The 17086-nt window shown below is 71.7% G+C and carries 17 protein-coding genes; 10 read left to right on the forward strand and 7 right to left on the reverse strand.

Annotated elements, in window-relative coordinates; genetic code table 11:
• The first annotated feature begins 6 nt into the window (after window positions 1-6).
• The 5 genes from C4V41_RS24620 to C4V41_RS60820 all read left to right on the forward strand — a co-directional run bounded on the left by C4V41_RS24620 (window position 7) and on the right by C4V41_RS60820 (window position 6717).
• Entirely contained in the window at window positions 7-1203 is a 1197-nt protein-coding gene (locus C4V41_RS24620) for a sialidase family protein (RefSeq protein ID WP_103958271.1), read from the forward strand.
• A 107-nt stretch (window positions 1204-1310) separates the two neighbouring features.
• Window positions 1311-2036 carry an NPCBM/NEW2 domain-containing protein gene (locus C4V41_RS24625; protein ID WP_103958272.1) on the forward strand — a complete coding sequence of 242 codons (726 nt, stop codon included), beginning with the start codon at window positions 1311-1313 and terminating at the stop codon, window positions 2034-2036.
• 75 nt (window positions 2037-2111) lie between these two features.
• Window positions 2112-3611 (forward strand): DUF2228 domain-containing protein, encoded by a 1500-nt coding sequence (locus C4V41_RS24630; RefSeq protein WP_103958273.1) that lies wholly within the window; start codon window positions 2112-2114, stop codon window positions 3609-3611.
• Between the two features lie 45 nt (window positions 3612-3656).
• Window positions 3657-3890, forward strand: a complete 234-nt coding sequence (locus C4V41_RS24635) for a hypothetical protein (RefSeq protein WP_200824194.1) — start codon at window positions 3657-3659, stop codon at window positions 3888-3890.
• A gap of 37 nt (window positions 3891-3927) precedes the next feature.
• On the forward strand, window positions 3928-6717 hold the full coding sequence (locus tag C4V41_RS60820) for a hypothetical protein (RefSeq protein ID WP_146103770.1): 2790 nt from the start codon (window positions 3928-3930) through the stop codon (window positions 6715-6717).
• A 385-nt stretch (window positions 6718-7102) separates the two neighbouring features.
• On the opposite strand, the gene C4V41_RS24645 is transcribed toward C4V41_RS60820, so the two are convergent.
• On the reverse strand, window positions 7103-7663 hold the full coding sequence (locus C4V41_RS24645; protein WP_103958274.1) for a pyridoxamine 5'-phosphate oxidase family protein: 561 nt from the start codon (window positions 7661-7663) through the stop codon (window positions 7103-7105).
• Between the two features lie 180 nt (window positions 7664-7843).
• On the opposite strand from C4V41_RS24645, the gene C4V41_RS24650 reads away from it, so the two are divergent.
• Window positions 7844-8284 (forward strand): hypothetical protein, encoded by a 441-nt coding sequence (locus C4V41_RS24650; RefSeq protein WP_103958275.1) that lies wholly within the window; start codon window positions 7844-7846, stop codon window positions 8282-8284.
• On the opposite strand, the gene C4V41_RS24655 is transcribed toward C4V41_RS24650, so the two are convergent.
• Entirely contained in the window at window positions 8271-8579 is a 309-nt protein-coding gene (locus C4V41_RS24655; protein ID WP_160150380.1) for a MiAMP1 family antimicrobial peptide, read from the reverse strand. The genes C4V41_RS24650 and C4V41_RS24655 overlap by 14 nt on opposite strands.
• A 142-nt stretch (window positions 8580-8721) precedes the next feature.
• On the opposite strand from C4V41_RS24655, the gene C4V41_RS24660 reads away from it, so the two are divergent.
• Window positions 8722-9246: an SDR family NAD(P)-dependent oxidoreductase gene (locus C4V41_RS24660; RefSeq protein ID WP_200824195.1), complete on the forward strand. Its 525-nt coding sequence runs from the start codon at window positions 8722-8724 to the stop codon at window positions 9244-9246.
• A 71-nt stretch (window positions 9247-9317) separates the two neighbouring features.
• Here C4V41_RS24660 and C4V41_RS24665 read toward each other — a convergent pair whose 3' ends face one another.
• Window positions 9318-10697 carry a pyridoxal phosphate-dependent decarboxylase family protein gene (locus C4V41_RS24665; RefSeq protein ID WP_103958277.1) on the reverse strand — a complete coding sequence of 460 codons (1380 nt, stop codon included), beginning with the start codon at window positions 10695-10697 and terminating at the stop codon, window positions 9318-9320.
• Between the two features lie 92 nt (window positions 10698-10789).
• Here C4V41_RS24665 and C4V41_RS24670 point away from each other — a divergent pair, with 92 nt between their 5' ends.
• The gene (locus tag C4V41_RS24670; protein WP_103958278.1) at window positions 10790-12139 is read left to right on the forward strand and encodes an aminotransferase-like domain-containing protein; all 1350 of its coding nucleotides are present in this window, start codon (window positions 10790-10792) and stop codon (window positions 12137-12139) included.
• Here C4V41_RS24670 and C4V41_RS24675 read toward each other — a convergent pair whose 3' ends face one another.
• On the reverse strand, window positions 12140-12442 hold the full coding sequence (locus tag C4V41_RS24675; RefSeq protein WP_103958279.1) for a hypothetical protein: 303 nt from the start codon (window positions 12440-12442) through the stop codon (window positions 12140-12142). It lies immediately after the preceding gene.
• Window positions 12435-12998, reverse strand: coding sequence for an RNA polymerase sigma factor (locus tag C4V41_RS24680; protein WP_235030358.1), 564 nt, complete (start codon window positions 12996-12998; stop codon window positions 12435-12437). The genes C4V41_RS24675 and C4V41_RS24680 overlap by 8 nt, the downstream gene beginning before the upstream one ends.
• A gap of 269 nt (window positions 12999-13267) precedes the next feature.
• Here C4V41_RS24680 and C4V41_RS24685 point away from each other — a divergent pair, with 269 nt between their 5' ends.
• Together C4V41_RS24685 and C4V41_RS24690 are read left to right on the forward strand one after the other, a co-directional pair.
• Entirely contained in the window at window positions 13268-13627 is a 360-nt protein-coding gene (locus tag C4V41_RS24685; RefSeq protein WP_103958280.1) for a nuclear transport factor 2 family protein, read from the forward strand.
• Between the two features lie 27 nt (window positions 13628-13654).
• Complete coding sequence (locus C4V41_RS24690) at window positions 13655-14002, forward strand: DUF1330 domain-containing protein (protein ID WP_103958281.1); 348 nt, start codon at window positions 13655-13657, stop codon at window positions 14000-14002.
• On the opposite strand, the gene C4V41_RS24695 is transcribed toward C4V41_RS24690, so the two are convergent.
• Window positions 13992-14318 carry a cupin domain-containing protein gene (locus C4V41_RS24695; protein ID WP_103958403.1) on the reverse strand — a complete coding sequence of 109 codons (327 nt, stop codon included), beginning with the start codon at window positions 14316-14318 and terminating at the stop codon, window positions 13992-13994. The two genes, C4V41_RS24690 and C4V41_RS24695, sit on opposite strands and share 11 nt — an antisense overlap.
• Window positions 14318-17032: a helix-turn-helix transcriptional regulator gene (locus tag C4V41_RS24700; protein ID WP_103958282.1), complete on the reverse strand. Its 2715-nt coding sequence runs from the start codon at window positions 17030-17032 to the stop codon at window positions 14318-14320. Before C4V41_RS24700 ends, C4V41_RS24695 begins: the two co-directional genes overlap by 1 nt.
• Window positions 17033-17086: the final 54 nt, after the last annotated feature.

Raw genomic sequence — 17086 nt, forward strand, 5'->3', positions numbered from 1 at the left:
AATGCCATGACGCGTACACGCCGCCCTGTCCGCACCGCCGCCCTCGCCTTGGCGGCCCTCCTCGCCCTGTCCGCAGCCCCGGCGTACGCCGCGGAGGAACCGCCGATGAAGGTGACCGACGGGCTCATCGACACCTCCGACACCGCCACCCTCGGCCTCGACCTGGCCAAGCGCGCCAGGACCATTACGGTCTTCGCGCCGGGCGACGACGACCTGAAGTACAACCACGGTGTCGTGCTCATGCCGTTCAAGGGCCGGCTGTACGCGCAGTGGCAGAGCTCCGCCGTCGACGAGGACGCGCCCGACACGATCGTCACCTACGCGACCAGCGGCAACGGCAAGAAGTGGTCGAAGCCGATCCCGCTCACCGCGCCGCGCACCGACGGATACACCTCCAGCGGCGGCTGGTGGACCAACGGGCGGACCCTCGTCGCCTACCTCAACGTCTGGCCGCGCGCGCTGACCCCGCGCGGCGGCCACACCGAGTACGTGACCAGCACCGACGGCCGCCGCTGGAGCAAGCCCCGGCGGGTGACCGGGGCCGACGGGCAGCCGGTGAACGGCATCATCGAGCAGGACGTCAAGGCGCTGCCGGGCGGGCGGCTGCTGACCGCGTTCCACGTGCAGCCGGGCCTGTTCGTCAAGCCGTACTACACCGACGACCCGCTCGGCGTCTCCGGCTGGAAGCAGGGCGACTTCACCAACCAGCCGAACACCCCGGAGATCAGCCGCGAACTGGAGCCGAGCTGGTACCGGCGACCGGACGGCTCGGTCGTGATGGTCTTCCGCGACCAGGGCGGCGGCACCCTCCGCAAGCTCGCCGCGGTCAGCACCGACAACGGCGAGACCTGGTCGCGGTCGGTCGAGACGAACGTGCCCGACTCGCGCAGCAAGCAGAGCGCGGGCAACCTGCCGGACGGCACCGCCTACCTGGTGAGCAACCCGACCGGCACCCGCACCCGGTATCCGCTCACGGTGCTGACCAGCGCCGACGGGGTGACCTTCGACAAGGGGTACAACCTGCGCACCGCCAATGACCTGCAGCCGCGCCGCTACGAGGGCCTGTACAAGAACGCCGGGTACAGCTATCCGAAGAGCGTCGTGTGGAACGGCCACCTGTACGCGGCGTACGGCACCAACAAGGAGGACGTGCAGCTCAGCAGGATCCCCGTCGCCGACCTCGCGCGGCGGGGCGGGGAATGACGGCCACCCGGCGGCGAAATAAAATACGAGAGACAAATTATCCATTCTCAACAATGGATCACTCGAATAATATCTACAGGCAGAAGAATGTCCGCTAATATCGCTGGATGGCCCAGGACCGAGTAGAAGATCCGGCCGCCGCAAAAGAACGCGGGCATCAACATCGGGTCGCGGTGGTGACGGCGTTCGTGACATTCGCCGGAACTCTGATCTCATCGGCCGCCGTCGTGGTCGCCGCCATCATCGCCGCTCCTGACGCGGTACGCGATGCGCTGGGCGATCGCATCGCGGTGACCACGACCGCCACGGCGACGGTCACCATGACGACCACGGCCACGGCCGTCCCTTCGGCGACCAGAGACGGGGAACAGGCGTCCGCGGGAACGGGAGTCGTGCTCAGCGCCAATGAGGCGGTCACGGACGAGTCCTGCGGGAGCCTGGGCGGGAACGCCTGGGAAGACGGCACCGCGCTGCTGGGTGGCGAGACCACGCCGGCTCCCGGCATGACCTGCCTCGTCTCTCAGCGTGGCGCCATGGACGGCAGCATGGACTTCGTCGTCCCCCAGGGCGCCATCACGTTCACGGCGAAAGCCGGCATTGATCGAGAATCCGCCAATGGTGCGGCGCAGGTCGAATTCTCGGTCGTGGCTCTCGATGGCCGGGTGCTGGACAAGCAGGTGGCCACGTATACCGAGTCGCCGACCGTGACGGCTCAGGTGGCGGATACGTCCCGCATTACGCTCAAGATTCTCGTGCTCAAGGGCAACAGCACGTCGACGGGCGACTCGTTCCGCCTGGCCTGGATCTCCCCCAAGTTTCAGACCGGCCCGTGACACGAAAAAGCCGGAAATTCCCGCCCACCGCCATCCCTGAGACGGTTCTGTTCCGCCGTACGGTAGCGTCGGTTCGTGAAGATCGTCGATGGCCCGTTCGCCGGCATGGACGCGGAGCTCGTCTCCGCGGACGGAGACACGTTGACGGCGCAGGTGACGGTCTTCGGCCGGCCGACAACGGTGGAACTCCACCGGGACCAGGTGGAGCGTCCCGAGGACATACCCGAGTTGTGGTCCAGCGACCTCACAAAACTGCGGGAGCAGGTGGCGGCGCGGTACGACGACCTCGGGTATGAGGAGAAGTTCGCGTTCTTCCTCGGGCGGGTCGATCTTCCCGAGGAGGATCCGGCCCAGGAGTGGGACGCCTACACCGCGCTGTGCGCCGAGGTCGACGCCCGAATGCGGCAGCGCAGGGCGGCGGCCTTGCGTGCGTTCGATCAGGGGATCGCCGCCCTGCCGGCCGCCCGGGAAGAGCGCCGGTCGCGCTATTCGCGCCTTGACGCCGAACGGGCGCACCGCCGGCGGGCCGCGGCGCGTTCCGCCGCCGAGCTGCGTGACTACGCGGTGTGGCGGGCGGCGAACCGGCCGCAGGGCCAGCGCGCCGCGGTGGCCCGGGTGGAGCGCGAGCGCGCCGCCGTTGAGGAACGGGTCGAGCGCGACTGGGGGTTCCGGCTGCCCGGCTCGATCTTCCGGTTCCGGGCCTTCCTGCTGTCCCTGGGCCCGATCGAAAAGCGGGCTCTCGACGACCTGGAGCTGGTCCCGTACGGGATCATGGATCTCTTCGACGATCCCGCGCGCGGTGCCCGCCCCGGCGTCGATGTGCGCGTACACGGCCGCTACTACCGTGACCCGCCCGAGTTCCTCACGTTCATGCACGGCGGCACCGACGGGCTGCATTTCGGGCTCTGGTACGACGACGGCCGCACCTGCACCGGCGTCGCCTCCTACTACAACAACGACGGTGGCGGCGTGGGCCTCCCATCGGGGACCCCTCTCGAAACCGTCCGGAACGCGCTCGAATGGGGATGGCGCCACGTCGGAGACTGGGACGACGAGCCGGCCGATCCCCCGGACCCCGAGGTGGTCGAACGACGGCATCGGCTACGGCTGCTGCGCGAGACCCTGATGACCTTCGAGACCGGCGACCGCGACGAACACGGCGAGGACTACCACAACGCCTGCGGGCAGCCCGAGCACGAAGATCGGATCGAGACCCTCGACGGCGGCGGCGCGCTCGCCGACGGTGACACCGTGATCGAACGCGGCCGTCAGAGACCATGGGACGACTACGACTTCTGCACGGCCCTGCGCAAGGAGCTGACCGACCCGGCCGCCCGCGGAGCCCGCGTCGCCGAGGCACGGCAGCGCTGCGCCGCCGGACAGCCCGCCGACGCCCTCACGCTCGGCCGTGACCTGCACTGGATCAGCGCGGGCGACCCCGAACGCGAACGCCAGGCGAACGAGCTGCTCACCCTGGCCTACCGCGCCCTGGGACGCGACAATCTCGCCGCGATCGCGCAAGCCCACCACCGCCACCGCGACCTCCCCCAGGTGCACGTCCTCGAAGGGACCTGATCCGGCCGCGCCGGATTGTCGGTGGGACGATCTATTGTCCCGGCCATGACTTCAGCGACGCAGGCGTACACCTACGCCGCGCCCTCCTCCCTCGTCGACGGTCGTCTCGGATTGGCGACCTCCGGCGGGCGGGCCCTGTCCGGCCCGGCCGTGGCCCCTCGGTTCTTCAGCGGCGTGGTGGCCCAGGCCGCCCCCGCCGCGGCGGCCCTGCTCGGGCCGTGCAAACACGTGCTGGCCGCCCGGATCGTCGCCCGCGCCGCCGTGGAGGTCTCCCGATGACCAGGCGCCTCCACGCCCAGCTCACCGGAGTCACGTCATGACATCTGCCGATATCCGGACCGAGATCAGGAATCTCGTGCTCAACCACGACGCCGAGGGGCTGGCGTTACGGTTGCCGAAGCTCACCGACGCCGAGCGTGCGACCGTCGCCGCCGAGTTGCCGAGCCTGCTCAGCGAGAGCCCGCTGCTGAGCGCCACCGTCGGCTGGGACGCCTTCGACTGGACCGCCGGCGACCAGGTCACCGGCCGGTCCGAGGCGCTGATGATGGTGGGCGCGGCGACCATTCCCGGCCCGGCCGGGGCGGCCACCTGGCTGATGAAGCGCGACCTCAATCCCCGCTGGTCCGGCGCGCCGAGCCCGCACCGGCTGGTGAAGGCGGTCTCCGGTCGCCCGCCGGCCTGGCGCGCCGATCTGGCGGTACGCCTCGCGCGCCGCATCCGCCGTCCCGACGACCGGATCGCAGCGCTGGCCCTGGCGCTGCTGCGCGACTGCGAGGCCACCCCACCCGACCACGAGCCGCTGGTGGCGGCCTGGTTGTCGGCGGTGGGCGTGGCCAAGGACCCGCTGACGCCCCACCTGCTTCCGAAGATCTTCGAGGCGGCCGGCGCGGGCCGGGCGCTGGTCAACGAGACGCTCACCCCGAAGCCGTCCCGCTGGCTGGCCCTGACCGCCCGCACCCTGCCGCGCGAGCAGATCATCGCCGGCTGCGTGAGCCGTTTCCTGCTCGGCGGCGACGCACAGGACCTGCGCTTCTTCGTCCGGCTGCACACGCTCGTGGCGCCCACGCCGGAGGAGTCGGCCGGGCGGCTGCGCGACTACCTGCGGCTGCTGCCCGTCGCGCCGGGCCCGGTGGCCGAGCTGGCCTGGCGGCAGGTACGCCAGGCACGGCTCGACCCGGCGGACGTCGCCGAGGCCATCGAGGCGATGACCTTCCGCCCAGAGGCCAAGCTCGCCGTGAAGGGCCTGACCTGGCTCGACCGCGACCTCGGCCCGCACCCGGAGCGGGTGGCCGACCACGTCACCGCGCTGACCAGCGCGTACGCGCACGCCTCTCATGAGGTACGCGACCGCGCGGTCACCCTCACCCTCAAGCACGCCGGCCACATCACCGACCCCGCCCCGATCCTGGAGGCGGCCGACCTGCTGCCCCCGTCCTCGGCCCGGCAGCTCTTCGAGCGCTTCGCCGAAGGCTGGACCGGCGACTTCACCCCCGGCCACCTGCCCGAGGTCACCGTCCCCGGCCCGTTCCCCACCTCCGATCTGGAGAGCGGCCCGCCGGAGGAGATCGGCTGGATCGATGTCGAGGCGTGGCTGGCGGCGGTCACGCGGGAGGCGCGGACGAACCCGGGCTCCCTGAGGGAAACGCTGGCCCGCCGGTTCGGCGAACACCTGCGGCCGGTGCTCTACGACGCGGAGAGGTGGGAGTCCCCGCGTGACTGGTGCACGGCGCTGGCCAGGGAACTCGTCAACCCAGGCGAAGATCCGGGGCCGCCCGTGGCCCGTCCGCCGAGGCAGTGGGGCACCGCGGAGCAGGCGTTTTCCGGCGGCCTCGGGCAGACCCTGTACGACAGCATGGTGAACGTCGCTGCCACGGCCTTCCACCTGTTCCCCGGCCTCCGCACGATCGTCCCGCTCCACGAGATGCCCGGCCACGTACAGGAGGACATCCAGCGGGCGTTCGACGTCCAGACCGGCCCGCACGACCTCTACGACCCCGAAGGGCGGCCTGCGCCCACCCCCTGGAACCGCCTCCCCAGCCTGCGGCAGTGCGCCCGCCCCGACGCCTTCCTCCTGTCCCGCCTCGACGAACTCCTGCGCGCGGCGAAAACCGGAGCCCTGCCCCCGGTCCTGCTGGCCACCCCCACCCGCGCCGACGGCCACCTCGACCCCGAGACCCTGCTCGACCGCCTGGCCGTGTACGCGGAATCCAGCCGCGAACCACTCCCGCTGGACCTGGCACAGGCCCTGTTACGCCTCCCACCCGGCCCCGCCCCCGACCTGGCCGAACGCGCGAAGAGCAGCGGCTCCGAGGTGGTGGCCCGCTGGTTCGAGCGCGGCGCGCCCCCGCCCCCCGAGGTGGAGCTGACCTGGACCCTCGACCTGGGCTCCCGCGTCGTGCCCTGCGACGACCACGTCCTCGACCAGCGCGGCATCGCCAACGTGAGCTGGCGGCCCGTGGAGCCCACCGGCCTCGCCCACCTCGACGCCCTGCTGACCCCGTCCGAGATGCGCCCGTTCCGGCGCGTGTCACGTCACTTCTGGCCCGCCATGACGCCCCACCACCGGGAGCTCGCGGCGGCCCATCTGGCGGTCGGCCTGATCGGCCGTTTCGACCCGCCCGGCATCGCGATCGACGACCTCCGCGCCCTGGCCATGGCCGAAGGCACGTCCGGCCCGGCGACGGCCCTGGTCCTGGCCTACTTCCTCACCGTGGAGGGCGACGACGCGGTGCCCCCGCTGCTGCAACTGGCGGCCAAGGGCGCGCTTCCCGCCGAAGAGACGGGCCGCCTGCTGGGCCAGTTGAGCCGCCGCACCCGCTACGAGGCCGGCCCCGCGCTGCCCTCACTGGAGCTGGCCGCCAGGCAGGGCGCGCACGCCGAGGCATGGACGATCCTGCGCCACTTCCTGGCCGTCTTCCTGCCGAGGGAGGGCGAACGGGCCCAGCGCCCGCACACCGACGCCGTCGTCCTGGCCACGGATCTCGCCATGTGGGCGGGCGCGCGGGGCGAGATCCCCGAGGTGGCCGCCCACGCGAAGAAGCGCGGTTCGACCTCACTGACCCGAGCCTGCCGAAGCCTCCACGGGTTCCTGACCCGGGAGGCCTGATCGGTCCTGAGGGCATGGAGCGGGGATCAGCTCCCGAAACGAAGATCAGGGCGGCCTGGCTGGTGCGGCGGGCGCTGGGGCCCTTCACCGTGGCGGCGAGGTCGCTCCACACATCGACCACGCCCACTGGTCGCCGCCGGACACGGTGACAAGGGCGAGGGCGATCGGCCGGCTCATCGGGGATCCGGAGTCGGCCGAGGTGGTCGTCACCATCCTGCGGCCCTCCGGTCCGCCATCACCGCCTGGTGCGGCATCAGCTCCTGGTCGTACGGCACCTGCTCGACGCGCTGCCCAGCAAGCAGATCGGGCGTGTCCCAGCACACCGTGCACGACCACCTGAAATCCATCTACCGCAACACCGGCGTGAGCGGCCGCGACGAACTCATCATCGGCCTGACCCGGTGACGGCCGTCCCGTCGTTCTCCGGTGGTACAGACGTGAGCTTGCCGGCGTCGGGGGCGTACACGGTCATCCAGTGCGGATGCAGCCGGTAGTAGACCACCTCGTTGTCCCAGTCGAAGAGGTCGTCGCCGTAGAAGTCCTTGAGGTAGGCGACCAAGTACGGCCAGTCCGCGGCCCGTTCGCCGTCCTGAGGGTTGAGGATCTCCACCGTGCCGTGCGTGAACACGCCCAGGTCCTCACCGCGCATGTGCGCGGCGCTGACGGCGGGGCGGGCGGCGAGGTGGCGGGCCTTGGCGGCGTCGCGCGCCGTGCCGAAGTGCCACTTGCCGTGCAGGAAGTGCCCGTCCACACCGCTGATCCGCGGCTCGCCCTTCGCCGTCACGGTGGACAGGGCGAGGGTGCACATGCCGGTCAGGATCCGGGTGACCTGCTCCGCGGTCAGGGTGTTCTCGGTGACGATCGAGCGGAGGTGCGAGGTGGAGCGGGAAAGGGAGGCTTCGAGGAGGGCCTGAAGCTCCTTGAGCTCCTCGGACGTTTCGCGCATTGAGATCCTTGTCCATATCCGTGGGCCCGGTTCATTCCCACGTCGGTGTACCCATGGTGGCTCTGAATCCCGACGTCTTGTGTCATGTTTTCGCCAGGGAGAGCGACGTGTGAGGAATCCACGGGTGGCTGTGACAGACCGCATCTGTGCCGCGCCTGTGCCTGCTTCTACGGTCAGGGCGTGGTCGTCAAACGATTCCTCGCCATCGTCGCCGCGGCGCTATCCGTCCTGCCCGCGTCCGCCGCGTACGCTCCGGTGCCGTTCCGTGTCGCCATGAGCGGCTGTCCGGGCGCGATCACGGAGGGCACGCTGGAGTGGATGGACGAGCGGACGGTCAAGGTCGAAGGGTACGTGGGCGAGCACACCCCGTTCCCGTCGTGCGTACCGGACTCCAATGGATTCCACACGATCACCTTCCGCGGCTACAGCGGCGACGCGGTGGTGGCGTTGAAGGGTGTCGCCCGGCCGTACGGCACTGCGGGCATCGCTTTCGAGCTGGCGGCTTCGCAGGCCATCGACCGGACGACGGTGCACGTGTGCTACTTCATGCTGAGGCCGATCTCGATGCTCGTGTGCATGGCGCCTTCCGAATATCGGCCGGCGGGGTTCAGCACACGATGAAGATGCTCTTCCAGCCCACCGGCGTACGCTGCTCGGCGTTCTTGTTAGAGGACAACGTGAAGTGCGCCACGCCCTCGGCGTTGGGCTGGTTGTACATGCGCCCGCTCTGGCCGTCGCCGTACCACTTGTAGGAGCCGTTGAAGGGGATGTTGGACAGGCCGCACCGGTCGATGACGACGCTCCTGCCGGTGAAACCGGGGCCTTCGTAGGCGACGTACTGCGAGGCGTAGGCGGCGCCCGCGGCTCCGACGACGATGGCGGCGGTGAACGCGGCGGTGGTGACGAATCGCTTCACGATGATCCCTCCGGAGTCCGATCGATACAGAAAGTAACTGTAAAACAACTCTCCGTATCCGACCAGGCCTCGGCGGGTTCCTATGTGACGGCGTCCAATGCCGGCGCGATGACCGCGAAGGCCCGGTCGATCAGGGCGGGGCATGCTGCTCGGCCTGCTGGCCGATGGGAACGACCCTCGTGTGGTCACGGTGAGCTCGGCCAACCACCGGCAGGGGCGCCTGTACTTCGACGACCTCTCCGGCGAGCGCACGTACTCGCCCATGAGGTTCTACAACCAGTCGAAGTTCGCCAACGCCGTCTTCGGCTGGGAGCTCCACCGGCGGCTGACGGCGGCCGGCAGCCCGGTGCGCAGCCTGCTCGCCCACCCCGGCTACACCGCCACCGGCCTCCAGACGAGCGCGCCGGTCGGCATGGTGAAGATGGTGTTCGGCCGCATCCTCATCCCGCTCGCCCAGACCCCGGACCAGGGCGCGCTGCCCCAGTTGTACGCGGCGACCGCCCCCGAGGTGGAAAGTGGGCAGTTCTTCGGACCGGACGGCATGGGCGAGCTGCGCGGCTCGCCGAAGCGGGTGCGCCTCTCCCCGGCGGCCGCCGACGCCGAGACCGGACGTCGGCTGTGGGAGCTGTCGGAACGGCTGACCGCCGTACGGTTCGCGATCGAGTGACCGGGACGTTCGACGCGGCCTTTCTTCGGATTGTTTTCGACGTGAAAGCAGCGGATCGACAGGGGGCGCGTTCATAGACCATGGGCGGCGCGCAGGGATTCGGCGATGCGGTGGACGTCGGCTTCCGTGGTTCGCCAGTTGCTGAAGGCGGCGCGCAGCGCGGGCACGCCGTTCAGGACGGTGGGGGTGAGGAACGCCTCGGCGGCGAGGCGTTCGCTGAGCGCGGCCAGTCGCTCGGCGGTGGGGTCGGCGTCCAGGGTGAAGCACACGACGTTGAGCCGGACGGGCGCGAGCAACCGCAGGCCGGGGATGGTCTCGATGGCCTCGCCCAGCAGCCGGGCGCAGGCGACGCACCGTTCGGTGATCTCGCGGTGGCCGTCCCGTCCGTAGGCGCGCAGGGTGAACCAGGCGGCCAGCGCCCGCAGGCGCCGGGAGTTCTCCGGGGTGAGGTGGCCGCTGTCGGGGGTGTCGCCGAGCGGGCCGAGGTAGGCGGCGGCATTCTGGAACACGGCCGTCTGCAGGTCGGGGCGGCGCGTGAACTGAAGAGCGCTGTCGTACGGCACGTTCAGCCATTTGTGCAGGTCGACGCATATCGAGTCGGCCAGGTCGAGGCCGTCGCACAGGTGGGCATGGACCGGGGAGAGGGCGGCGAAGGCGCCGAAAGCGGCGTCCACGTGCAGCCAGAAGTCGTAACGCTCGCGCAGCGCCGCGACGGCGCGCAGGTCGTCGAAGTCGGCGGTGTTGACGGTGCCGGCGTTGGCCACCACGACGCACGGGCCGCCGACCTCGCGCAGCGCCGCCTCCAGGGCCGCCGGGTCGACGCACTCCCGTCCCGGGACAGTGGGCACGGTGACCAGGGCGCGGCGCCCGAGCCCGAGCATGGACAGGCCTTTGGGCACGCTGGAGTGCGCGGTGCCCGACAGCACGGTCACCGGGCCGAGCGCGGCGGCCCCGCTCTCCGCCGGGGAGACGCCTCTCCGTTCGCCGATCCACTCGCGGGCGATGGCCAGCCCGACGGTGTTGGACATGGTCGCGCCGCTGACGAACGTCCCGTGGTGGTCGCCGGAGAGGCCGAACAGGGTACGCAGCCAGGCGATCGTCTGGCGTTCCAGGTGCTGGCCCGCCGCGTCGAGGGAGGTGAAGGAGTTCTGGTCCCAGGTCGCGGTCAGCCAGTCACCGGCCAGCGCGGCGGGGGTGACTCCCCCGGTGACGAACCCCCAGTAGCGTGGCCCGGCGCCGGCCGACAGCGTCGGCTCCCAGCGCGCGGCGAACTCCGCCAGCGCCGCTCGCAGCCCTTCGCCCGCGACGGGTAGCTCGGCCGGCTCGGGGATCGCGGCCGTGGAGACGACCGGGCGTTCGGCCACGCGTCCCAGGAGGTCGGCGCTGTGCTCCTGGACCGCCCGCAACAGCTTGGGCAGTTCGTCGCGGTCGGCGGCGAGGATGGGATCCATGGTGTTTCTCCTGTCGTCCGGCACGGTTACGACGGTAGGTGAGCCACCTGCCCCGCCACCTGGTCCAATCATGAAAAACTGGACCAGTGCGGATGGGAGAGCAGCAGCTGACCAGGGCTCTGGGGTCTTGGCGAGGCACGGGGGAACCGCTCAGCACGGGGCTGGCCCGCGCCGTACGGGAGGCGTTGCTGGACGGCCGCATCCGCGCCGGCAGTGAGCTGCCCGCCGAGCGCCGCCTGGCCGCGGCGCTGGGGGTCAGCCGCGGCACGGTCACGGCCGCCCTGGCTCGGCTGCGTGAGACGGGATGGGTGCACACGCGGCACGGAAGCGGCAGCCTGGTACGGCTGCCCGCCGCGGTGTCCGGGCGCGTCGCCCCCCTCTCGGCGACCGGGGACGCCGGGGCGATGATCGACCTTCGCCGGGCCGTCCCGGCCGCGCCGCGGGAGCAGTACCTGGAGGCCACACTGCGGGCGGCCGAGCGGGCCGGGCACGTCCTGGCCGACCACGGGGAGCCGGGACCGGGGCTGCCGGAACTGCGCGCGGTGATCGCCGCGCGCTACACCCGCGAGGGGACGGCCACCCGGCCGGAGCAGATCCTGGTCACCAACGGAACGCGGGCCGCGCTGACCCTGCTGACGGCCCATTTCCAGCCGCGCGTCACCGCCGTGGAGATTCCGACGTACGTCGACGCGCTCCACGTGCTGCGCGCCGCGGGTACGCGGCTGGCCGGCTTCCAGGTCACCGGCGACGGATGGGATCTCGAACAACTGGCGTCCGCCTTCGCCGCCGCGCGCGGCGGGCTCGCCTACCTGGTACCAGACTTCCACAACCCGACCGGGACGCTGATGTCCCCGAATGTCCGCCGTACCGTCGCCGAACTGGCCGCCCGCCACCAGGTGACCGTGGTCGCCGACGAGACCTTGCGCGACCTGGACCTGCGCGACGAGCCGACCGGCATCCCGCGGATCGCCGGTGCGCTGCTCATCGGGTCGGCCGGCAAGTCGGTGTGGGGCGGGCTGCGCGTCGGCTGGATCCGTGCCCGCGCCTCACTCGTTCGCGACCTGTGGAGACATCCCCTGGCCGGGCCTCTGTCGGCGCCTCCCATGGAGCAGCTCGTCGCCACCGAGCTCCTGAGCGACCTGTATCCCGTGCTCAGCCGGCGCCGGGACGAGCTGCGGGCCCAGCGCGACCACCTCTGCGCCCTGCTCGACGGTGACGACCGCTGGCGCTTCACCCGGCCGCCCGGCGGACTGGCCCTCTGGCTCCGGCTGAGCGCCACACCGGCGGACACTGTCGTACGCCACGCCGGGGAGCACGGGATCGCGCTCGTCGCGGGCCCGCACTTCGCGGCCGACGCCACCCTGACGCACTACCTGCGGGTCCCGTTCACCCCGCCGTGCTCTGTCCTGGATCGCGTCGCCGCGGTCCTCGGCTCCTGTTGATCATCGCGGGTTCTGCCGCAGCCATCCCTCCGCCGGACGGGGGCGGCCGGCGACCTTCAGCTCGCAGACGCCGTCCGAGCACGAACGCCGTAGCCGCCCCCTGGAGATCGTCTGGACCAGCCCGATCGCCCAGCAGGTCGGACATCCACGGAAAGCGAGCACCCCGACGGCGGCGAGCAGCAGGCTGACCGGCCCGACCACCGGGATGAGCGCGACCGAGCAGATCAGCGCCCCGAAACCGACCGCGCCGCGCGCCAGGTGCCGGGGCAGCGACGTGCTCGCGAAGCTCCGTTCGTCAGCCATCGAGACCTTCCAGGTCGGACAACGTGCGCTGTACGGCCGCGCGGGCGCGATGCAACCGCGACTTCATCGCCGCGGTGCCGAGCCCCAGCCGGTCGGCGACCATCCGCCCGCTGAGTCCCTGTACGTCCCGCATGATCAGCACCTGCCGCTGGTCGGCGGGCAGCGCGGCGATCGCGTCCGCCACGCGCGCGGCCTCCAGACGATCGAACACCTCGTCCTCGGCCGAAGGCGCCACGGTGGCCTCGGTGGCCTCGGCGAACGGCGGCAGGGACCGCTTCATGGCATGCGCCCGCCGGATGCACTCATGGCGAATGATCCGGAACATCCACGAAACGAGCGCACCCGTGGCCCGCAAGGTTCCGATCTTGCGATAGAGGACGATGAGCGCTTCCTGCGCGGCGTCCTCAGCGTCCTCAGGTGTGGCGCACAACGACCGCGCGAACCGCTGCACGTGCGGGTGGGCACCCGACACCAGCGCCGCGATCGACTGAACGTCGCCACCGCGTGCGGCGGCGACCAATCGCTCGTCCGACCAGGTCGTCTCAACCACGTCCACGCCTCCTCCGGCGGAGCACGACGACACTACACGTGCAGATGAGCACGGCACCGACGGCGATACCTACGACCACGATGACCTCCATGACCTCCATGTCCGTGTCACCGGCGGGATCGCCGGGACACGTATATGAGGCGGCGACGCCGTCAAAGGATTCGCCTCACCGGCGAGAAACCTGAACCGGCCTACCTAAGCACGACAGATTCCGCGGCGTTCCGATCTCCCTAACGTGGTGGTCGTAAGAGAGCACGACCACTGAGGAGACAGACATGAACGAGCTGGTCCAGCGCTACCTCGCCGCCTGGAACGAGACCGACGCCGCCGCCCGGCAGGCCATTCTGGCGGAGGTCTTCGCCGAGGACGCCGTGTACACCGACCCGCTGGTCTCCGTCCGGAGCAGGGACGGGCTCGACGCCACCATCGCGGCGGTCCAGGGACAGTTCGGCGGGCTGGTCTTCAGCCTCGCCGGCGCCGTGGACGCCCACCACGACATCGCGCGGTTCACCTGGCACCTGGGGCCCAAGGACGGCGAGCCGATCGTCGTCGGCTTCGACGTCGCGGTGATCGGCGCCGACGGGCGCATCAGCCAGGTGCTCGGTTTCCTCGACAAGGTGCCGGCCGGCGTCTGACCATCCAGCAACCGAAGGAGAAGACCAATGACCGCCTATGCGATCGCCCACCTTCTTGACTCCGACCAGCCGCACCCGGACGTGGCGGAGTACATGGAGAGAATTCAGTCGACGCTTGATCCGTTCGCCGGCCGGTTCATCGTCCACGGAGGTCCGGTGGACGTCCGGGAGGGCCAGTGGCCGGGGAGCGTGGTCATGCTCGCGTTCCCGTCGGGGCAGAACGCACGAGACTGGTACGACTCCGCCGCCTACCAGGCGATCCTGCCGCTGCGAGCGGACCACCTGGAGGGCGAGGTGATCATCGTGGAAGGCGTCGGCCCCGACCACGATTCGGCCGCGATGGGCGCCGCATACCGCGAAGCGCTCAAGGGCTGACGTCGTAGTTGAAGCCGAAGGCGCGGACACCGGTCTCCGTACGGGGCCGGTGACTCGTCCCCGGGCCGAAGGCGACGTAGGTGCCCGGGCCGTGGGTTCGGTCGCCCTCAATGAGTTCGCCGCTCACGACGAAGTACGCCTCGCCGTAGGTCTCGTGGACGTCGAGGCCCGGCCATTCGGCGCCCGGGGCGAGGTCGATCACCCACGTCCTGATCCCCGGCATGCCCGGCAGCATGCGCACGTGGATGCCGGGAGCCAGCTCCATCGGCGGGACCTCGTCGACGTCAACGGGCAGTATTTGCCCAGGTAGGACCATCACAACTCCAGTTCCTTGAGCTCGCTCCGTGAGGCGACGCCGAGTTTGGGATAGGCCTTGTAGAGGTGGTAGCCGACCGTACGGTGGCTGAGGAAGAGCTGCGCGGCGATGTCGCGGTTGGACAGGCCCTGCGCGGCGAGCCGGGCGATCTGCAGCTCCTGCGGCGTGAGGTCGGCGGCCACGCCTTCGGCGGGCTTGGGGGCCTGGTCTTGGGCGCCGGTCGCGGTGAGCTCGCCGCGGGTGCGTTCGGCCCAGGGTCGCATGCCGAGCCGGTCGAAGACCTCAAGGGCGGCGTGCAACGGCCCGCGCGCCTCGGCCTTGCGCCTGGCCCTGCGCAGCCACTCGCCGTAGAGCAGCGCGGTCCTGGCGTACTCCAGCGGGCGGCCGTCCTGGTCGTGCAGGTCGAGGGCCGCCCGGTAGAGCGCCTCGGCCTGGTCGTCGGCGGCGAGCAGCCCGCGGCAGCGCAGCACGAGCGCCTCGGCCCACGGCTGTCGCACCGACCCGGCCCACCGTTCGAAGCGCGCCAGCGGTTCGGCCGCGCGTTCCGGCGCCCCCACCCGTACGGCCGACTCCACCAGGTCGGGAGTGGACCGAGTGGCGCAGATGTGATGGCGCATCGGCTCGCGGGTCAGCCGCTCGAACCGGGCGAGCGCCGCCTCGGCGCGGCCGAGACCGAGGTCGAGCAGCCCGAGCGACCAGTGCGCCCACGGCGCGCCGGGAGCGGTGGCCCCGGCCAGCCCCTCCTCGGCGTGGCGCCGGCAGGCCGCCTCCTCGCCCTTGGCCGCGTCGAGGTGGGCGAGCACGCTGCTGAACTGGCTGACCCACTGCCGCTGCCCGGTGTCGCGGGCGAGCTTTGACGCCTCGGTCGCCGTGGCGAGCGCGTCGAGGTGCCGCCCGGTGAACACCTCGCCCTCGGCCATGAAGAACAGCACCGTCGGCAGCCGCCCGGCGCCGCCCCTGGCGCGGTGTTCGGCGGCGAGCTCGGCTGCCAGCTCGTAGGCGTCGGCGTCCTGCCCCAGCGCGAGTGCCGCGCCGCAGAGGATCATCAGCGCCTGATCGGGGGCCCGGCCCCGACGCCGTACCGCCGCGAGGGTGTCGCCCAGCGGCGGCGGCCGCTCGGAACGGCTTCGATCGAGATGTACGAGGTACGGTCCCACCGGCGCCAGCGGATGCGCGTCGTCCAGCGGTAGCTCGGCCAGCAGGCCGAGGGTCGCCGCGAGCTGTCGTTCCCCCAGATACCAGGAGGTGTGCACGGCCTGGATCAGCAGCACGGCGGCCTGGCCGGGATCGGTGTCGCGGACGAGCCCGGCGCCGTCGAGCAGCAACCGGTGGGCGGCCGGGTAGGCGCCCTGCCAGAAATCCGCGAGCGCCCGCACCTGCGCGACGCGCGCGTTCGTCGCCGGGTCCTCGTCCGGCTGCCGGGCCGCGCGGCTGCCGAAGGATCGGGCCCGGTCCAGATCGCCCGCCTCCAGCGCCGCCTCCGCCGCCAGGGCCTCGCGGCGTGCCCTGGCGGCGGGCTCGACGCTCAGCCGGGCGGCCCGTTCGTACGCCGCCGCGGCGGCCTCGTGGCCACTGCGTTCGCGGGCGCGAACGGCGGTGCGCTCCAGCGCGGCGGCGGCCTCCTCATCGGGACCGGTGGCGGCGGCCGCCAGATGCCAGGCCCGGCGGTCGGCATGCCCGGGAGAGCCCAGGGCGGCGGCGAGCGCACAGTGAGCGGCGAGGCGTTGCCCGAGCGGCGCCCGCTGGTAGACGGCGGCGCGGATCAGCGGATGGCGGAACCGGATCGAGGTGCCGTCGGCGTCGCCGCGCAGCACCAGGCCGGCCCGCTCGGCGGGCGACAGGTCCTCGACGGACGCCCCCAGCGCGGCGGCGGCCCGCAGGATCACGTCGAGCTCGCCGGTCTCGTCGGCCGCCGCCACGAGCAGCAGACTCTGGCAGGTTTCGGGCATCCTGCTGACCTGGCCGTGGAAGGCCAGTTGCAACCGGCCGGTGAGAGGCAGCGCCCCCGGCGCGAACGCGCCGGCGCCTTCGGCGGCCACGGCGACCGGCAGCTCCAGCAGAGCCAGCGGGTTGCCGCCGGCCTCGGCGAGCACGCGATAGCGTACGGCGGGCGCGAGCGGATGCCGGTCGAGCAGGGCCGCGGCCGCCTCCGGGGCCAGCCCGGACAGACGCGACTCGGGCAGGCCGGGAGCGGGGAAGGACCCCTCACCGTCCCGGGCGGCGAAGATCATCACCACCCCCTCGGCGTGCAGGCGCCGGGCGGCGAACAGCAGCGCCTCCCGCGACGCCCGATCCAGCCACTGCGCGTCATCGACGACGCACAGCAGCCCCGCCTCATCCGCGAACTCCGCCAGCAGGGAGAGCACCGCCAGCCCCACCAGCATCGGCTCGGAGCCGGCCGCCGGCCCGAGCCCGAACGCCGCCTCCAACGCCGCACGCTGCGGGCCCGGCAGCGCGGCGAGGGATCCGAGCGCCGGACGCAGCAGCAACTGCAGCCCCGAGAACGGCAGCTCCGCCTCGAACTCGACCCCCGTGCCGCGAACCAGCCGCATGTCGCCGGCCAGCGCGGCGGCGTGGTCGAGCAGCGCCGTCTTGCCGATGCCCGGCTCGCCGCGCAGCACCAGCGACGAACTGGCGCCCGCCCGGGCGCGCGCCAGCAACTCGGCGATCGCGTCCGCTTCGGCCTTTCTTCCGTACAGCTCCCCCGCGCCCATGAGCCCATCCTGGCAGGCGCCCAACACCGCGGCGCCGGTGGTGGGAGCTCAGAG

Source organism: Nonomuraea solani, assembly GCF_900108335.1.
Taxonomy (GTDB): Bacteria; Actinomycetota; Actinomycetes; order Streptosporangiales; family Streptosporangiaceae; genus Nonomuraea; species Nonomuraea solani.

Coding starts and splice junctions, on each gene's coding strand:
- C4V41_RS24665 (WP_103958277.1), bottom strand. CDS start 10,697: ATGGATCCCATCCTCGCCGCCGACCGCGACGAACTGCCCAAGCTGTTG.
- C4V41_RS24625 (WP_103958272.1), top strand. CDS start 1,311: ATGGCCCAGGACCGAGTAGAAGATCCGGCCGCCGCAAAAGAACGCGGG.
- C4V41_RS24670 (WP_103958278.1), top strand. CDS start 10,790: ATGGGAGAGCAGCAGCTGACCAGGGCTCTGGGGTCTTGGCGAGGCACG.
- C4V41_RS24645 (WP_103958274.1), bottom strand. CDS start 7,663: ATGCGCGAAACGTCCGAGGAGCTCAAGGAGCTTCAGGCCCTCCTCGAA.
- C4V41_RS24690 (WP_103958281.1), top strand. CDS start 13,655: ATGACCGCCTATGCGATCGCCCACCTTCTTGACTCCGACCAGCCGCAC.
- C4V41_RS24675 (WP_103958279.1), bottom strand. CDS start 12,442: ATGGCTGACGAACGGAGCTTCGCGAGCACGTCGCTGCCCCGGCACCTG.
- C4V41_RS24695 (WP_103958403.1), bottom strand. CDS start 14,318: ATGGTCCTACCTGGGCAAATACTGCCCGTTGACGTCGACGAGGTCCCG.
- C4V41_RS24660 (WP_200824195.1), top strand. CDS start 8,722: ATGCTGCTCGGCCTGCTGGCCGATGGGAACGACCCTCGTGTGGTCACG.
- C4V41_RS60820 (WP_146103770.1), top strand. CDS start 3,928: ATGACATCTGCCGATATCCGGACCGAGATCAGGAATCTCGTGCTCAAC.
- C4V41_RS24635 (WP_200824194.1), top strand. CDS start 3,657: ATGACTTCAGCGACGCAGGCGTACACCTACGCCGCGCCCTCCTCCCTC.
- C4V41_RS24620 (WP_103958271.1), top strand. CDS start 7: ATGACGCGTACACGCCGCCCTGTCCGCACCGCCGCCCTCGCCTTGGCG.
- C4V41_RS24700 (WP_103958282.1), bottom strand. CDS start 17,032: ATGGGCGCGGGGGAGCTGTACGGAAGAAAGGCCGAAGCGGACGCGATC.
- C4V41_RS24685 (WP_103958280.1), top strand. CDS start 13,268: ATGAACGAGCTGGTCCAGCGCTACCTCGCCGCCTGGAACGAGACCGAC.